Raw genomic sequence first — 17117 nt, forward strand, 5'->3', positions numbered from 1 at the left:
AGAATTATGAAAATAAATAATGTAGGTGCAGGAAACAAGATTGAGTTGTATAATTTCAATAAAAATGTTAATGACATAAAAAATAATACTCCTAAAGAAAAAGACGTTATTGAAATATCTACTAAAGGTAGATACCTCAGTACTTTTTCCCAAGATGAATCTATACAAAAAGCTGGTACTAAAAGGGTAGAAGAGATAAAAAAGCAAATTGAACAAGGAAGTTATAAAGTAGATACAAATTCACTTGCAAAGAAAATTTTAGATCATGTAAAAGGGAGAGAAGTTTAGTTATGAAAGAAGAGCTAAAAAAAGTTATGAGTGATGAGTTTAATTCTCTTGAGAGGTTACTTGATTTACTTTTAACTCAGCAGCAGTTTCTTATTAAAAAAGATGTTTTTGGACTTGATAAAATGGTCGTAGAGATTCAAAAAGTTAATAAGGAAGTAGCTTCAAGTGAAATGAGTAGGCTTAAATTGGTAGGAGACAAGACAATGAAGGATTTGCTTAGAGAAATAAGTGATGAATCTTTAAATAAAATATATTTAAATATGAGAGGTTTACTTGAAAAGATAAAATTTCAAAAGGATTCCAATGAATTGTTAATTAAGCAAGGACTTGTTTTTACAACAAAAGTGTTAAATGCTATTAATCCAAATGGTAATACAGCCAAAACATATAATTGTTATGGCAAAACAAGGTAAGATGAGGTGAAATTATGCCAGGATTATTTGGAACTTTAAATGTAGGAGTCAGTGGACTTACAGTAAATCAACAGGCAATAGATGTTACAGGACATAATATTTCTAATGCTTCAACAGATGGATACTCAAGACAAAGGGTTGATATAAGAACAAGAATACCATATGGTATGCCAAGTATGGATAGTGCAGCTGGACCAGGTCTTTTTGGTACTGGAGCAGAGGTATACAATGTTGAAAGAGTAAGAGATAGTTTCTTAGATTATCAGATAAGAGATTTAACTAGCAAAAATGGTGCATACAAGACTACAAACAACTATTTAAGTGAAGTAGAAAGTATGTTTGATGAATCCTCTAGTTCAGGAATTTCAGGATCTATAACAACTTTCTTTTCAGCAATTCAAAACTATACTAATGCTAGTTCAGCAACTCCAACTAGTATGAAAAGTATTATAAGTAATGCACAAACTATGACTAATGAATTAAACCACGTGTACTCACAACTCACATCGTTAAAAAGCGATGTTCAACTAGCAATTAAAGATGATGTAGTTTCAATGAATAGTATGATTGATAAAATAGATTTATTGAATCAACAGATAATAACAGTAAAACAGTCAGGAAAAGAACCTAATGACTTAGAGGATAGTAGAGATTTACTACTAGATCAACTTAGTGAAAAGTTTGGAATAAATGTAGATAGCAGTCCTGAGTTTGATGGACATGATGTATCTGTTATAGATAAAATAGGAAACATAAATCCTACACTTGTTAAATCAGTAGGTAATGATCAAGTAAATAGATTCTCTTATATTGATACTGTAACTAAAGGAGCAGACACGGGCACCAAAAATGCTGCAGGTGAAACAATATATTCTTATGAAGTTGATTATTATAAATTGGGTAATAAAGCAACCAGTGATAATAGAGTTAAATTAAATATAAATATGACAGAATCTCAAGCTAAAGAACTTCAGCAAAGTAGAGTTCTTATGGCAAACAAAGATGGAGTTGCATTATCGAGTGCTGATGGTACAACTAAATTAGATGGAAGTGCCGCTTCTTATAACTTTACTGATTTGGGCTTATTTAAGCCTGTAAATGGAGATATAAATGGAGAACAAACAGTTCAGAATAAAATAGATGGATATGTAGATCAAATGAATAGGGTGGCAAAATCAATTGCATTAGCAATAAATACTGTAAGTAGTGGTATGGTTGATCCTAATAAATCACAAATAGCATCAGATGGTAAAGGTTCAACTCCAAACTTAGATGAACTACCTATATTTGTAAATCATGATTTTACAAAAGATACTTCAAATACTACTTTTAGTGCAAGTAAATATTTTAATGATACAACAAATTCAGGTAAAAACTGGGAAGATTATATAAATGCAGGCAATATATCTATAAATCCAGAACTTTTAGGAGATACTCCAATATTAAAAGTAAAAACTGATGATGATCAATATGGACTTCCAAGTGAAAATATTAAAGATGGTAGTACAGACCAACAGAGAGCTATTGAGCTTGGAAAACTTCAAAAGGTTGCGTTTAAGATTCAAGATGTAAATCCTGATGTTTACACTAGAAGTGCTTTTGCAAAAACTCTTGCTAAGGATTCTGATACTGGCGTTAATACAATACAAAGTGATGCAGGTGGTATTACAGTAGATGATTATTTAAAGAGCTTTATAAACACTCTTGGAACTGATAATCAAGCAGCAAAGCAAAGTGCCATATCTTCAAATAATGTTTTAAATCAAGTAAAGCAGACAAGAGAATCAACATCTGGAGTTTCACTTGATGAAGAAATGACAAATCTAATACAATTTTCTCATGGATATCAAGCAAGTGCTAAGATAATTTCAACAGTAGATCAACTTTTAGATGTTGTTGTAAATAATCTTAAGAGGTAGGGTGATAAAATGCGTGTAACAAATAGAATGCTTACAGATACTTTTTTAACTGATATGAATACCAATCTTCAAAATATGAGAGATATTCAAAGTCAGCTTACATCAGGCAAAAAGATAAATAAACCATCAGATAATCCGTATATAGCTACAAAATCTATGCAGCTTAATACAGATATAAGTATAAATAGTCAGTATAATACAAATATTAAGAATACAATATACTGGTTAAATCAAACAGATACAGCATTAAATCAAGCAGGAGATATAGTTCAAAGAATGAAGGAACTCTTAATATCAGCTGGAAATGGAGCATACAATCAAGAACAGAGAGATTCAATAAGAGCTGAAATTAATCAGAGAATTTATGAGTTTTCAAATGTAATAAATAGTAGTTTTAGTGGTCAATATCTTTTTGGAGGGACTAGGGGAGATGAAAAACCTCTTGACATTATGTCTAATTCCTCAAAAAATACTTATTTAATGTATAACAATGAAAGTGTTGATTTACCAATAGCATCAGCATCAGGTACTACAGCTTCTATAGCCAATAGTTGCGGTGAACTAGATGTTCAGCTTGGAAGTGGATCTACTGTAAAGCTTCAAATAACCAGTGGGGCTTCAATACAAAGTATAGTTGATGGGATAAATAACCAAATTGCTTCTAGTTCAAGCTTAAAGGGAAAAGTTTCCGCGGTATCTTATGTTAAAGGTAATCAAACATACATAAGAATAAAAGCTAGCAATAATAAAGATATAACTATAACAAATGGTACTAATATACCAGCTTTAAGTAGTTTTAAAAATAAATATATTGGTGTAGATAAAATCGATAAAATATCAAAAAGCCTTTCTGTGGAGATATCTCAGGGAGTTTTATCTCAGTATAGTGTAAGTGCTACTGATATAATGAATTACAAAGCAGCAACGGCTAGTGGTGTTGAAAAAAGTTATGATTTAAGGCAGGTATTTTCTGATATAGTAAATGATTTAAGCAGTACATCAGGAGTAGCAAATTTAAATACTAAAGATTCAGATGCTCTAGATGGATTACTCGAAAATATACTTTCAATTAGAGCGACAGTTGGTGCAAGTCAAAACAGAATGGACAGTGCACAACAAAACAATCAAGAGAATAATTATAACATGACATTAATATTATCCAATACTGAAGACACGGATATTACTGAGTCTACAATGAATTATGCAGCACTTCAGACCGTTTATCTTGCCTCTCTTCAGACAAGTGCAAAAATAATTAAACCAACACTTATGGATTATATGTCATAAATTTGGAGGCTATATTATGAAGCTTGAGACTCAATACCATGGTATTATAGAGTATAATGAAAATAATGTAATAACCCTTGTAAAGGGAATGTCTGGATTTGAAAATTTAAAGAAATTTATATTGGTTGGCATTGAGAGTAATGAAGTATTTAGTTTATTTCACTCTATGGAAGATACAGAAGTTGCTTTTATAGTAGCATCACCATTTTATGTCAAAGCAGATTATGAAGTTAACCTAAGTGATGAACTTGTTAAGGAACTTCAAATAAATGATGAGAAAGATGTTCTTATTGTAAATACAGTAAATCTTTCTAAGGATATAAAAAAAATGACAACTAATTTGGGTGCTCCTATCATTATAAATATAAATAAACGTTTAGGAAAACAAATAATTATAAGTGATGATGAAAAAATGATAAAATATCCTATGATACATGGTTAAAACTTTTGTATACTAGGTATATAAAGGAGTGACTTAAATGTTAGTTATGGGAAGAAAAAAAGGTGAGTCTATTCTAATAGGTGATGACATAGAAATAACTATTGTGAATGTAGACGAAAGTTCTGTTAAAATAGCTATTAATGCACCAAGAGAAGTAACTATTCTTAGGAAAGAACTATATAATAAAATTAAAGAAGAGAATAAGGAAGCATTGGTTAAAGATAGTGATCTTATTAAGGTAAAAGAATTAAATTTAAAGAAATAAAATATTAAAGAGGTGTAAATAATATGGATATTAGTTTATATTGTCAAGGAGGACAGATATTAGAAACTACACCTGTAAATAATGAAATTGGTCAGCCTCAAAGAATAGAGGTTAATGCTGTAAAAGTAGATCAAGAGACAGAAAATTGTAAAAGTGATAGTGAAAAAGAGGCTAAAAATACAGGGAAAAATATCGATAAACTCCTTAGAAGAGAAAACACTCATGTGGAGTATTCAGTACACAAGGTATTTGGAGATTTAATAATAAAAATAGTTGATAATGATACCCAAAAAGTTGTACAGGAAATACCTCCTGAAAAAATTCTTGATATGGTTGCAAAGCTTTGTGAAGCAGATGGGGTTTTGCTAGATAAAAAGGTTTAGGGGGAGGATAGCATGGAATTTCGTTTAAATAAAATTGAACCTGAGGTTCGAAAAAGAGTAAACGAAATAACGAAAGAAGGAAAAGTACATGATAAGACGAAGCATGAGTTTAGAGTCGATTCCCAAAATGAAAATAATAAAGAAAAAAATAGTTATAGATCTTCTGATAAAAAGAAAAAAATTTTAGTAGAAGCCGTAAAGGAAGAAAAAATAGAAGTAGACGCAGTAAATACTAACGAAACACAAACACTTGGGAAATTTCTAGATGTAAAAGAATAGGGAGGTTTTATTATGTATGGTAGTAATGCATATAAGACATATAAAAATAACAGTGTAACTTATGCTTCTAAAGAGCAATTATTGTTAATGCTTGTGGATGGTGCAGTAAAGTTTAGTAAAATGGCACGAAATTCTATGGAAAACAATGATATTAAGAACACTCATGAATATCTTATAAGGGTAGAAGATATTTTTACAGAGTTAATGGCGTGCTTAGACTTGTCAAAGGCAGGAGAATGGGGGGAGGACTTATTCAACTTATACAGTTTTATAAATGCTCAACTTGTTAAAGCAAATTTAAAAAAGGATATTAGTATTTTAGATGAAACTATGCCACTTATAGTAGAAATAAGAGATATGTGGCATGAAGCATATAAATTATCTAAAAGATAGTTTAGTAGGGAGGAATATGGTATGAGTAGTACAAGTGGTACATCCTCATCTTACAATTCACCGATGAGGATGACAGGTCTAGCTTCAGGTTTAGATGTTGATAGTATAGTAAGTAAGCTTATGCAGGCTTATGAAGTAAAAAGAGATACTATGAAGCAAGATGAGACATATTTAGAATGGAAAAGGGATGCATATAGGACAGTAACAACAAGTTCAGCGACACTTTCAAGCACATATTTTGATCAGTTAAATCAAGATACGTATATGTTAACTCCAAATGCTTATGCTGACTATACTGGAGTAAGTGATGATAATACTAATACAACAGCAGATACCAGTAAGGATACTGGAGTAAGTGCATCAGGACATGAAGGTGCGGCAGAAGGAAAATATACAGTAGTTGTTAATAGAGTTGGTACAGTAGCAAAAAATGCTACAACACTTACAGGCAAAACAGTTACTGATAGTAATGGAAAAACCTATAATCTTGGTGCTTCTGGTTCAGCGGTTGCAGCTAATGGTGGAAAAGATACGCTTACTGTTGTTTTCAATGGTAAAACACAAGATTTTAAATTAGGAAATATGTCAGTAAATGATACACTTAAAAGTGTAGCTAGTTATTTCAATCTTAATATAACTAGTAGTAATCTTGATGGTCAGTACCACATAAGTGCAAATAACAGCACAGGTGGAAAGATTTTTCAAACAGGAACTACAGGTAAAATAACTCCAGGAGCCGCTGTAGATACTAGTGCCCCAGCTGATGTTGTAGTAGGTGTAGGAGGAGTAACTGGAGGCACTGGTTCTCTTGGAGCAGTAGATTATAGTGCAGGGCAAAACTTTTTTACCAATATATTTGGAGCAGGTTCAGTTAATTCAGCAGCTAGTGTTACTGCTACAAATGCAAATAGTGTAAGTACAACTCTAAACAATGTAACAGGTATAAGCATGGTTGATGGTGTTAATGCAAATGTTACTATAATAGAGCCAAATGGTTCAAAAGGTACTGTTGAAACTATGAATAATGATTTTATGATGGATGGTGTAGAATATGATGTAAGTAAGATTCAATTATCTCAATCTGGAAGTACATACACACCACATACAGCAAATATTCAAATGACTCTTAATGTGGACAAGATTTATAAAAAGGTAACGGATTTTATAGATAAGTATAATACTTACGTTCAGCAGATTAATGATAAAATAAACGAAACTAAAACCTATAGCTATAAACCACTTACAGATGCACAGAAAAAGGCAATGACTACTGATGAAATAACTAAGTGGGAGACTCAAGCTAAGCAGGGAATAGTTGCTAATGACTCTTATTTAGGTAATATGATTACAGATTTAAGAAAAGCATTTTATACCCCTGTTGATGGATCAGGTTTTACTTTGACAGATTTGGGTATACACTCCTCTTCTGGTGTTGGGGATGCTGTAAATAAAGCAGGACAAATGCAATATAAGCCAGATGAGTTAAAAACCGCCATAAAGAAATATGGAAGTAGTATATACAATTTATTTGCTCAAAAATCTACTGATGAACCATCATATATAAAAAATAATGATATAAATCAATCATCTCAGCAAATAGCAGCTACAATGGCTAGAAGAGAAAAAAGATATTCTCAAGAAGGAATTTTTCAGAGGATAAATGATGTTTTGCAGGATTATACAAGAGTAAGTGATGTACCACCAGGTACTTTAGTTCAGCTTGCTGGTTCGGCTACTGGTACAGATACTACAAGTACTTTAACTAAACAAATAAAAGATAAGCTTCAAGCTATATCTAATTATGATGATACTTTAGCAGAGAAACAAGAAGAATATTATAAGCAATATTCTCAACTTGAAACTTATTTGGCTCAGGCTCAAAGTCAGCAGCAAACTCTTCAATCACAATTATCAAAACTATAGTAATATACACAATTCATTTTGTAGGAGGATTTTCTACATATTTAAATATAAAATGGATTGTGTATATATTAATTTATAAGTAATTTATATTTGATAAAATAAAAATTAGGGGCAGTGGATTATGAAGAACTTAACGGAGCTTTTAACAAAATATAAAGAGTTAACGGTAAAGATATATGATAAAGTGAATAAAGATGAATATGATGAAGAAGTAGATACTTTTTTTGATAAAAGAAAAATTATAATAGAGGAAATTAGAGATAAAAATTACACAGGAGAAGAGCTTAGGACTACTGTTAAGGCTTTAAGAGTACTAGAAGAGGAAAAGAAATTAGAGGATGTTTTAAGTTTAAAAAAGTCTGAAGTCCAAAGAGCTATGGCCAAACTTAGAGTAGGAAAAAATGCTAGAAACACCTATGGCAAGGGCTTCAGTGTAGGATCATTTTATATGAGTAAAAAAATATAAATAAAAATAAATAAATATATAAAGTGATGATAAAATGAACCGATATATCTATTGTAAGTTAATTAAATAAAAAAAAATGAAGGCAAGGATGCCTAAATTCAAAATCAGGGAGGAATTTTATTATGGTTATCAATCACAATTTAAATGCAATGGATGCATTAAGACAAATGAACATCAACAATGATCAATCAGCACAATCTATTCAAAAGTTATCTTCAGGATACAGAATCAACAAGGCAGGAGATGACGCAGCAGGACTTGCAATATCTGAAAAGATGAGAGCTCAAATAAATGGTCTTAATCAATCTACAAGAAACGCTCAAGACGGTATTTCTTTAGTACAAACTGCTGAAGGAAATTTAAATGAAACTCAAGCTATACTTCAAAGAATGAGAGAGCTTGCAGTTCAATCATCAACTGGTACTAACACAAGTACTGATAGAGCTAACCTTGAACTTGAGTTCAAACAATTGCAAAGTGAAGTTACAAGAATAGCTGTTCAATCAGAGTTCAACACTAAAAAGTTAATAGATGGAAGCCTTAGCGGAACTGGTAAAGAAATGGTATTCCAAATTGGAGCTAATAGTGGACAGACTATATCTCTTGCAATCAGCAATATGAGTGCAACTTCATTAGGAGTTAACACTTCATCTGCTTCAATAGCATCACAATCAGGTGCTCAAAAAGCTATAACTTCAGTTCAAAAAGCTATTGATTCAGTTTCAAGTGAAAGAGCTAAATTAGGATCAGTTCAAAACAGACTTGAACATACTATTAACAACTTAAACACAGATGCAGAAAACTTACAATCAGCTGAATCAAGAGTAAGAGATGTTGATATGGCTAGTGAAATGATGAACTACACTAAGAGTAACGTATTAGTTCAAGCTGCTCAAGCAATGCTTTCACAAGCAAATCAAACACCAAACAACGTTCTTCAGTTATTAAGATAGTCTATTTTTTAAAAGGATGCCTAAGGCATCCTTTTATTTTTTTAAAGAAATTTTATTTTTTTTCGATAAATATATAAAATGTGAAAATACTAACATTAATCTTATAAAACATTCTTGTATAAAATAAAACGAAGAATATTCATGAAGATTGATATAAAAATAATGATATAGGTGAAAAGAATATGAATACTATAACAGAGATTACTTTAAATAATATATCTAAAGAAGAATCAGGGTACTGTATAGAAAAAAGTAAAGACGATAAAAATATTATGAAATGTTTTAAAAACGGTAAAAGTATATATCTTGGAAGCAAATATAATGTTCAAAGGGATATAGAAAATTTTTTAAAGGATATAGGGGAATATAATAAGGAAAGTGTTTTTATATGTTTTGGACTTGGAGCAGGAGAACATATTAAAGAGCTTCTTAATATAACAGAAAATAATCTGATAATTATAATTGAACATGATAATAAGGTCATAAATGCTTTTGTTAGTAAGGAAGAAAATTTAGAATTGTTAAGAAGGGATAGAGTTATTTTAACTAATTTTTGTGGAACTGATATGATAAGAGCATTTCAGGTAATGATTCCTAAGGATGAAGTTAATAATACGAATTTTGCGTTTTTTGCCAATTATAAAAGAGTATATGAAAAAGAAGCTATAGAAACTTATAAAATTTATGCTAACTTCTTAAATGGAGCACTAATTGAAATAAATACAATGATAGTTCATTCGGAGCATTTTTATGAATCCTTTATGAAAAATCTAAAATACATATTGGATAGTGTACCCGTAAATAATTTTAAGGAAAAATTCAACAAAAATATGCCAGCAGTAGTTGTTTCAGCAGGTCCTTCTCTTGAAAAAAATATTCACTTTTTAAAAGAGTATAAGGATAAGTGTGTAATTATAACAGGAGGAAGAACTTTAAAAACTCTTCTTGATCTAGGTATAAATCCCGATTATGTATGTGTCATAGATCCAGATATTCCTGCTTATAATGTGATGCAAGGAACTTTTAATTGTAATTCGCCACTAGTATTTTGTGAATATACTTATAGTGATATTCTTAGGGATTATAAGGGTGAAAAAGTATTTTTTAATGATATAGGAATGCTTGGTATACAGAAAGAATTTTTGAATTATGACGTGGATAATATATATGAAGGTGGTTCAGTTGCACATGTTTGTGCAGGGTTAGGTGTTTATATTGGATGTGACCCAATTATTTTTATAGGGCAGGATCTTGCATATACAAATGACAAAGCCCATTCTTCCTCTGCAGGCGACACAGTTATAGGAAATAAAAAAATAATTTATGTAGAAAATATAGATGGGGGAATGGTAAAGACAGATTCTGTTTTGAATCATTACAGGCTTAAGATTGAGGAAATGATAATATTTTATAAACAAAATAATTTTATAAATTCCACAGAAGGTGGAGCTAATATAAAGGGAACAAAAGTAATTCCACTTAAAAAAGCTTTAGAAAAATATTGTTCAAAAGAAAAACAATCCACTTGGGTAGATTGGAAAATAAGTGATAGAATAAGTAAAAATGAAGTTATAAATAAACTAGTTCATGCAAAGATGAAAATGCAGATTTTAAAAAAGGAATTAGAGAAGTATATTGATTTATGCAATAGTTTCCTTGAAAATGAAAAGAATTGGAATAAAACATCAATAAATAGTTTGAATAAAAAACTGTCTAAAATTGATAAACTTATAAATAGCAGTATAAAGGAAATGGAATTTATGAGAAATTTAATGATTCCTAACATTTATGAAGTTAGTATGGATAAAAAATACAAGGAAAAATATAACGAAATTGAAAAAGATAAGATAAAACGTATTTATAAAAAGAACTTATTGTTATATAATGGAATTATAGGCTCCATAGTAGATGCAATACCTGATGTCGAAGCATGTATAAAAAGTTTAGAAGGTATATGAATTAAAGAAAATTCAAATAAATACGATATAAAATATATAAAATGCTAACTTTAGGAGGATAATCATGAGTGAAAAAATAGAGGCTTTAAAAACAGCAGCTGAATATATACCTAAATTAAAAAAAGGAATAAAGGATATATATGAATATTATGAAAAGGGAGAATATGAAAAAGGAGCAGAAATAATAACGGAGGCTTCAGAAGGATTTGGATGGATAATAAATCTTATAGCAGTCACTAAGGATGTATTGAGTGAAAGTTTAGATGAAACAGAGCTTACACAAAAATTTTCTGAGGTCATAGAGGCAATGGAAAATGAAGATTATATACTTGTGGGTGATTTATTTCAGTATGAAGTTTACCCTATAATTGAAAATTATGAAAGAGTAATAAGTAAAAGTATTTTAAATTAGGGATAGGATTATAATGAATAGGAAGCTTGAAATTGTAAAAACAATGGTTGATAATTATACGTTAAAAGTAGACGGTGTATTCATTCATAGTAAATACAATCCTTTAAAGGAAGCAAAAACGTTTGTTAATAGCAACATAGAACAAATAAAAGGTGAAAAGTATGTGGTTATTTACGGATTCGCATTAGGATATCATATTGATACTGTTTTAAAATCTATGGATGAAGAAAGTTCACTTATTGTATTTGATGCGGATAAAGACATTGTAAATATAGCTAAAAGTGGAGCTTTATATAAAAGATTAATTAAGGATTCTAGGCTTAAATGTTTTTTTAATTACGATGATAAGTTTTTAAGTGAATTTTCAAAAGCACTTAGTTTAGTTAATTCGATTATTATATATAGACCATCTCTTAAAGTACTGCCAGAAAAATTTAAAGATATAAATAGATTACTTCATGGATATGAACTTGCTAAAATTGAAATAGAAAAGCATGGAAAAATTGCAGAGAATAATTATTGTGTTAACTTAAGTGGAGATTATAAGAAAATTAAAGATTTTTTAAATGCTTCTAGCTTAAATAAAAAGGATATAGTAATTGTTTCTTCAGGTCCATCTCTAGACTTTAATATAGATGCTTTAAAAAGAGTAAGAGATAAAATCAAGATATTTTGTGTTGGCAGTTCAGCTGAATTTTTAGCTAAAGAGGGCATTATACCAGATATGATATGTATAATAGATCCTCAAGATATAGTTTATAATCAACTTAAATTTGTTCTAAATGAAAATGTACCACTTTGTTTTTTAGCTTCGGCATGTAGTAGGGTAGTTTCTGAATGGAATTACGAAAAATTTATGTTTTTTAATGATTATAAACTAGCTAGCGAACATAATGATATTTTAATTGAAACGGGAAAATCCGTAGCAACTGCAGCATTAAGTATAGCAGTACTTAGTAAACCTCATAAAGTAATCCTTATTGGACAAGATTTGGGCTATTTAAATGGTAAATCTCATCATGATAATTACGGGGATGGAAAAAGCAAAGGCGGTAAAATAGTGAAGTCTGTTGATGGAAAATATATTGAAACAAATGAAGGATTTTTATATTTTAAAAGTTGGATTGAAGAGAAAATACGTAAATCAAGTGGAATTGAATTCATAAATTGCAGCAGAGGGGCACATATAGAAGGAACAAAGGTAAGTAGTCTTATTGATGCTGTTAACTAATTTTATGGAGGTAAAACATGACTACAGCAGAGTATATTAAGGAATACAAAAAGCTTAAGAATAATGTTTATAATAAAAATATAAAAATTGCATATTTACCAAGCTCAACCCTTAGAGGAGTAAAGGAAACTCTTGGGGTTATGTGCGATTCTATAGGAGTAAAAAGTGAAATTTATGTAAGTGAATATAATCAGTATACTCAACAAATATTAGATAGCAGTAGTGAATTATATAAAATAAAGCCTGATATGGTGATTATTGCGATTGATTTAGAAACTGTGCTTGGTGATGATTATTTTAGAAGTTTTACAATGGAAGGTTTTCAAAGGCAAAAACTAAAAGACAAGATTTTAAAGGAAGTAAAAAACTTTGTAAATATAATAAGAACAAGTTTGAATTGCAGCATTATTCTTCATAATTTTGAAGTGCCCTATTATTCTCCTATGGGAATATTAGAGAGCAAGCAAGAATTTGGATTTTTAGAAATGGTTGAGGAAATTAATCATAACTTAAGAAAAGAATTTAAAGCGGTTGATAGAGTTTATGTTTTTGATTATGACAAATTCTTAAGTAAACTGGGTAAAAATAGTGAAAGAGACTATAAGATGTACTATCTTGGAGATATGAAGTTAGACATGAAGTATGTTCCGGATTTGTGCATAGAATATATGAATTACATAAAGCCAACTTTGTCCATAATAAAAAAATGTTTGGTTTTAGATTTGGATGATACTCTTTGGGGTGGAGTTGTAGGAGAAGACGGCATAGAAGGAATAAAATTAGGTCCTACAGGTCAAGGAAAACCTTTTTATGAATTCCAAAAATTCATAAAATTACTTTTTGAAAAAGGGGTAATTTTGGCTGTAAATAGTAAAAATAATTATGAGGATGCCATAGAAGTTATAAGAAATCACCCTTATATGCTTCTTGGTGAAGAAAACTTTGCGGATCTTGAAATAAATTGGAATGATAAAGCATCAAACATTAGAACAATAGCAAAGAAATTAAATATAGGCACCGATAGTATAGTTTTTCTTGATGATGATAAGCTAAATTGTGAAATAGTTAAAGAAAGTCTAAAGGAAGTTAAGGTTGTAAATATGCCTAAAGATCCATCTTTATATTTAAAAACCATTATAGATATAAGTTCTGAATTTAATGTTTTATATCTTACAGATGAGGATAGAAAAAAAGGACTTATGTATGCTGAGAATAGAAAAAGGCAGGAACTAAAAGAAGAAATTCAAAGTATAGATGAATATCTTAAGGCTTTAAATATGTGTGTTGAAATAAAGGTGGATGATGAGTTTAATATTGCAAGAATAGCTCAATTAACACAAAAGACAAATCAATTTAATATGACCACTAAGAGGTATTTTGAAGAGGATATTAAAAAGTTCATGCTGGAGGATAAATATTCAGTATTAGCTATAGCTGTTAAGGATAAGTTTGGTGATAATGGAATCGCTGGAGTTTGTATAATAAAAAAAGAACATGACGTATGGTATATTGATACTTTGCTTTTAAGTTGTAGAGTAATGGGAAGAAAAATAGAATATGCCATAATGAACTATATTGAAAAGAGCGCATATAAAAAAAGTGTAAAAACTATAAAAGCAGTATATATACCTACAAAGAAAAATATTCCTGTAAAATCTTTGTATGAGGATATGGGCTTTAAATGCGTAAAGGAAGAAGAAAAAATTAAATTTTACGAAAAAAGTACAGAAAATGCAGTTAAGAAGCCTGAATTTATAGATATAGTTTAAACGAAAGGGTGTAGATTATGGATAAATTAAAATTAATATTTGCAGAAGTATTAGATATAGAGCCTGATAAAGTAGAGGATGGTTTAGAGAGAGATGTAATAGATGAATGGGATTCTTTTAGTCATTTAATGCTTATAAATGAAATTGAAAATAGACTCCAAATAAAATTTACCATGGATCAAGTTGAAAGTATTAGAACTTTTAAAGATCTTAAAAATGTTGTAAGCCAAAAATGTTAGAAGGTATTAAGTATGAATTTTCTTTATGAATTTGAGAATAAAAAGATAAGCAATTATGATTTTAAAGAAGCTCTTTTTAATTTAGGAGTTAAAGAAGGAGATATTGTATTTCTTCATAGCGACATAACCGTATTTGGAAAGCTTATATTATCCAATAGAAAAGAATTTTTTAATAGTATTATCTCCTCTGTAAAAGAAGTAGTTGGAGAAAATGGAACTATTATAATGCCAAGCTTTTCTTATAGTTTTTGTAAAGGAGAAATTTTTGATGTACAAAAGACTAAGGGAACAGTTGGAGCATTAAATGAGTTCTTTAGAAAAAGTGATGATACGGTAAGAACAGTTCAGCCTATATTTTCTTGTTCTATATGGGGAAAGGGTAAAAATGAATTTAGGGAGGTTTCTCTTGATTCCTTTGGTAAAGATTCAATATTTGATAAGCTTTTTAAAAGTAGAGGGAAACTTTTGTTTCTAGGTGCAGATTTCCATGCATGCACGTATCTTCATTATATAGAACAAAGTTTTAAAATTCCATACAGATACTTAAAAGTTTTTAAGGGAACAATAAAGAACGGAGAAAAAGATTACTTAGCAGAGTGTAAATTTTATGTTAGGTATTTAGATAAAAATGTAATTCTTGAAACAGAAAGATTAAAAAATCATCTTTTGGGAAAAAATATTATGAAACAAACTAAAATTGGAGCGGGAAGCATTTTACTTATAGGTTCAAAAGATCTTTATAATGAAGTATTTGAACTGCTAAAAAAAGACATATTTTATTTGTTAAAGGAACCAGTGAAGATATAGACTATATATTCTTTTCTCTAAGACCTTAGGGGGGATGGCAATGAATGAAATTACAAAAAATTCTATAGAAAAATCTAAAGAAAATCATTTTGAAATTAACTATGTTATTGAGAAGAGCAAGGATAATAGAAGTGTATTAAAAATCTTTAAGGATGGGAAAAGCATATATATGGGGAGTAAATATAATTCTTCCAGGGACATAGTAGATATATCAAATAAAATATTAGAGAAGAATAAAAGTATAGTAATTATCTTTGGACTTGGTTCGGGAGAGTATATAAAAGATATTCTACAGAGTTATAAAGAAATAAGGAAAATTATAGTGATTGAACCAGAGTTAAATACAATAAAGGCGTTTATGTTTACAGAATACTTTAAAGAAATAGTAGAGGATAGAAGGGTTTATTTATGTCTTTTATTGAAAGATGAGTTCTTTGTTAACCTGTCCAGTATGTTAAAGGAAAACGAGGTAGGTGAAATAAATTACATAGTATTTCATAATTACAATAGAGTATATAATGATGAACTTAAATATTGTACTGAAGTTCTTCAACATTACATAGATATAGCTTTAAGTAATAGTGGTACAAATAATAAATTTTCAAAATTATGGTTTAAGTGTTATGTAAAAAATTTAAGATATATAGTAAAAAGTACTCCTGTATATTATTTCGATAATTTATTCAGAAGTTTACCAGCGGTTATTGTATCTGCAGGTCCATCTCTTGAAAAGAATCTATCTTATTTAAAGACTTATCAGAATAAATGCGTAATAATTTCTGGAGGAAGAACCTTAAAGTCACTTTTGGAGACAGGAATAGTACCAGACTTTTTGTGTATTATAGATCCAGCAGATATTGCATACGATCAAGTTAAATCTTATGACTATAGTAGAATACCGCTTGTATATTTTGAAAAAACCAATTGGAAGGTAGTCCAAAATCATAAAGGAAACAAGATAATAAATTCTTATGATGAAAACTTAAAGAGATTACTTAAAACAGATGTAGGAGCACTTGATCATGGTGGTTCAGTTGCACATAATTGTTTAGGTCTTGCTGTTAAATTAGGCTGTAATCCTATAATGATGATAGGACAGGACTTTGCCTATACAGATGATAAAGCCCATGCTGATATTGCTAGTTCAAAAGGTGAAATAGGAAATTTAAATGATATAGAAGATAATATTTATGTTAAAGACGTATTTGGGGGGAAGGTTAGAACTGATGCACTTTTAAATATGTATAGAAAAACTATGGAGGAAATGATAAAAATTTATAATGATAGAAAGTACATAAATTGTACAGAAGGTGGAGCATACATAGAAGGTGCAACAGTGGAGGAATTTGAAAAATCTCTTTATAACCACTGTAAGGTGGATTTGAATAAGAATATTTCTAGTGTTTTTTCAAAAAATAATAAAATAAAAGTAAATAATGTAATAAAAGAATTAAAGAATACGCTTTTAGAAGGCGAAAGAATAATTGAAGATATAAACAATTCTACTATAGAAGATGGAAAGTATGAAAAAATAGTTAATTATATTGAAAAGCATTTTCTTTTGAATCATATGAGTGAAGCTTTAGATAAAAATAATTTAGATAGTAGTAAATTATGTAATGAATTGATAGAAAACTTAAAGCTTATAAAAGAAACTATGGAATATATAAAAGGACCAGGAGTGGAATAA

General features: G+C 29.5%; 19 protein-coding genes. All 19 read left to right on the forward strand.

What is annotated here, in order from left to right:
- The first annotated feature begins 6 nt into the window (after positions 1-6).
- On the forward strand, positions 7-288 hold the full coding sequence (flgM, locus tag CLFE_RS10010; RefSeq protein WP_077834049.1) for a flagellar biosynthesis anti-sigma factor FlgM: 282 nt from the start codon (positions 7-9) through the stop codon (positions 286-288).
- A 2-nt stretch (positions 289-290) separates the two neighbouring features.
- The gene (gene flgN, locus CLFE_RS10015; protein ID WP_077834048.1) at positions 291-701 is read left to right on the forward strand and encodes a flagellar export chaperone FlgN; all 411 of its coding nucleotides are present in this window, start codon (positions 291-293) and stop codon (positions 699-701) included.
- Between the two features lie 14 nt (positions 702-715).
- On the forward strand, positions 716-2620 hold the full coding sequence (flgK, locus tag CLFE_RS10020) for a flagellar hook-associated protein FlgK (RefSeq protein ID WP_077892729.1): 1905 nt from the start codon (positions 716-718) through the stop codon (positions 2618-2620).
- 9 nt (positions 2621-2629) lie between these two features.
- Positions 2630-3907 carry a flagellar hook-associated protein FlgL gene (flgL, locus tag CLFE_RS10025; protein WP_077892728.1) on the forward strand — a complete coding sequence of 426 codons (1278 nt, stop codon included), beginning with the start codon at positions 2630-2632 and terminating at the stop codon, positions 3905-3907.
- Positions 3908-3923: 16 nt separating this feature from the next.
- Positions 3924-4349 (forward strand): flagellar assembly protein FliW, encoded by a 426-nt coding sequence (fliW, locus tag CLFE_RS10030; protein ID WP_077834045.1) that lies wholly within the window; start codon positions 3924-3926, stop codon positions 4347-4349.
- A 37-nt stretch (positions 4350-4386) separates the two neighbouring features.
- A complete protein-coding gene (gene csrA / locus CLFE_RS10035) occupies positions 4387-4614 on the forward strand; it encodes a carbon storage regulator CsrA (protein WP_077892727.1) in 228 nt (75 codons plus the stop codon).
- Positions 4615-4637: 23 nt separating this feature from the next.
- Positions 4638-4997, forward strand: coding sequence for a flagellar protein FlaG (locus CLFE_RS10040; protein WP_077892726.1), 360 nt, complete (start codon positions 4638-4640; stop codon positions 4995-4997).
- A 12-nt stretch (positions 4998-5009) separates the two neighbouring features.
- The gene (locus CLFE_RS10045) at positions 5010-5276 is read left to right on the forward strand and encodes a hypothetical protein (protein ID WP_077892725.1); all 267 of its coding nucleotides are present in this window, start codon (positions 5010-5012) and stop codon (positions 5274-5276) included.
- A gap of 12 nt (positions 5277-5288) precedes the next feature.
- A complete protein-coding gene (gene fliS / locus CLFE_RS10050; RefSeq protein WP_077892724.1) occupies positions 5289-5669 on the forward strand; it encodes a flagellar export chaperone FliS in 381 nt (126 codons plus the stop codon).
- Between the two features lie 21 nt (positions 5670-5690).
- The gene (gene fliD / locus CLFE_RS10055; RefSeq protein ID WP_077892723.1) at positions 5691-7592 is read left to right on the forward strand and encodes a flagellar filament capping protein FliD; all 1902 of its coding nucleotides are present in this window, start codon (positions 5691-5693) and stop codon (positions 7590-7592) included.
- Between the two features lie 121 nt (positions 7593-7713).
- Positions 7714-8058, forward strand: a complete 345-nt coding sequence (locus CLFE_RS10060) for a flagellar protein FliT (RefSeq protein WP_077892722.1) — start codon at positions 7714-7716, stop codon at positions 8056-8058.
- A gap of 122 nt (positions 8059-8180) precedes the next feature.
- Positions 8181-9011 carry a flagellin N-terminal helical domain-containing protein gene (locus CLFE_RS10065; protein ID WP_077834038.1) on the forward strand — a complete coding sequence of 277 codons (831 nt, stop codon included), beginning with the start codon at positions 8181-8183 and terminating at the stop codon, positions 9009-9011.
- A gap of 182 nt (positions 9012-9193) precedes the next feature.
- A complete protein-coding gene (locus CLFE_RS10070; protein WP_077892721.1) occupies positions 9194-10969 on the forward strand; it encodes a motility associated factor glycosyltransferase family protein in 1776 nt (591 codons plus the stop codon).
- A 64-nt stretch (positions 10970-11033) separates the two neighbouring features.
- Entirely contained in the window at positions 11034-11381 is a 348-nt protein-coding gene (locus CLFE_RS10075; RefSeq protein ID WP_077835003.1) for a DUF8042 domain-containing protein, read from the forward strand.
- 13 nt (positions 11382-11394) lie between these two features.
- Positions 11395-12612, forward strand: a complete 1218-nt coding sequence (locus CLFE_RS10080; protein ID WP_077892720.1) for a motility associated factor glycosyltransferase family protein — start codon at positions 11395-11397, stop codon at positions 12610-12612.
- A gap of 17 nt (positions 12613-12629) precedes the next feature.
- Complete coding sequence (locus CLFE_RS10085) at positions 12630-14381, forward strand: HAD-IIIC family phosphatase (RefSeq protein ID WP_077892719.1); 1752 nt, start codon at positions 12630-12632, stop codon at positions 14379-14381.
- Between the two features lie 17 nt (positions 14382-14398).
- A complete protein-coding gene (locus CLFE_RS10090) occupies positions 14399-14620 on the forward strand; it encodes an acyl carrier protein (protein WP_077835006.1) in 222 nt (73 codons plus the stop codon).
- Positions 14621-14632: 12 nt separating this feature from the next.
- Positions 14633-15427 (forward strand): AAC(3) family N-acetyltransferase, encoded by a 795-nt coding sequence (locus CLFE_RS10095; RefSeq protein ID WP_077892718.1) that lies wholly within the window; start codon positions 14633-14635, stop codon positions 15425-15427.
- A gap of 40 nt (positions 15428-15467) precedes the next feature.
- A complete protein-coding gene (locus CLFE_RS10100; RefSeq protein WP_077892717.1) occupies positions 15468-17117 on the forward strand; it encodes a motility associated factor glycosyltransferase family protein in 1650 nt (549 codons plus the stop codon).

This window comes from Clostridium felsineum DSM 794 (assembly GCF_002006355.2).
Lineage (GTDB): Bacteria > Bacillota > Clostridia > Clostridiales > Clostridiaceae > Clostridium_S > Clostridium_S felsineum.

Bases quoted from the DNA above. Each gene is read 5' to 3' on its own strand.
- flgM (WP_077834049.1), top strand. From the start codon at position 7: ATGAAAATAAATAATGTAGGTGCAGGAAACAAGATTGAGTTGTATAAT.
- fliW (WP_077834045.1), top strand. From the start codon at position 3,924: ATGAAGCTTGAGACTCAATACCATGGTATTATAGAGTATAATGAAAAT.
- CLFE_RS10095 (WP_077892718.1), top strand. From the start codon at position 14,633: ATGAATTTTCTTTATGAATTTGAGAATAAAAAGATAAGCAATTATGAT.
- csrA (WP_077892727.1), top strand. From the start codon at position 4,387: ATGTTAGTTATGGGAAGAAAAAAAGGTGAGTCTATTCTAATAGGTGAT.
- flgL (WP_077892728.1), top strand. From the start codon at position 2,630: ATGCGTGTAACAAATAGAATGCTTACAGATACTTTTTTAACTGATATG.
- fliD (WP_077892723.1), top strand. From the start codon at position 5,691: ATGAGTAGTACAAGTGGTACATCCTCATCTTACAATTCACCGATGAGG.
- CLFE_RS10100 (WP_077892717.1), top strand. From the start codon at position 15,468: ATGAATGAAATTACAAAAAATTCTATAGAAAAATCTAAAGAAAATCAT.
- CLFE_RS10060 (WP_077892722.1), top strand. From the start codon at position 7,714: ATGAAGAACTTAACGGAGCTTTTAACAAAATATAAAGAGTTAACGGTA.
- CLFE_RS10040 (WP_077892726.1), top strand. From the start codon at position 4,638: ATGGATATTAGTTTATATTGTCAAGGAGGACAGATATTAGAAACTACA.
- CLFE_RS10065 (WP_077834038.1), top strand. From the start codon at position 8,181: ATGGTTATCAATCACAATTTAAATGCAATGGATGCATTAAGACAAATG.
- CLFE_RS10090 (WP_077835006.1), top strand. From the start codon at position 14,399: ATGGATAAATTAAAATTAATATTTGCAGAAGTATTAGATATAGAGCCT.
- fliS (WP_077892724.1), top strand. From the start codon at position 5,289: ATGTATGGTAGTAATGCATATAAGACATATAAAAATAACAGTGTAACT.
- CLFE_RS10080 (WP_077892720.1), top strand. From the start codon at position 11,395: ATGAATAGGAAGCTTGAAATTGTAAAAACAATGGTTGATAATTATACG.
- CLFE_RS10045 (WP_077892725.1), top strand. From the start codon at position 5,010: ATGGAATTTCGTTTAAATAAAATTGAACCTGAGGTTCGAAAAAGAGTA.
- CLFE_RS10070 (WP_077892721.1), top strand. From the start codon at position 9,194: ATGAATACTATAACAGAGATTACTTTAAATAATATATCTAAAGAAGAA.
- CLFE_RS10085 (WP_077892719.1), top strand. From the start codon at position 12,630: ATGACTACAGCAGAGTATATTAAGGAATACAAAAAGCTTAAGAATAAT.
- flgN (WP_077834048.1), top strand. From the start codon at position 291: ATGAAAGAAGAGCTAAAAAAAGTTATGAGTGATGAGTTTAATTCTCTT.
- flgK (WP_077892729.1), top strand. From the start codon at position 716: ATGCCAGGATTATTTGGAACTTTAAATGTAGGAGTCAGTGGACTTACA.
- CLFE_RS10075 (WP_077835003.1), top strand. From the start codon at position 11,034: ATGAGTGAAAAAATAGAGGCTTTAAAAACAGCAGCTGAATATATACCT.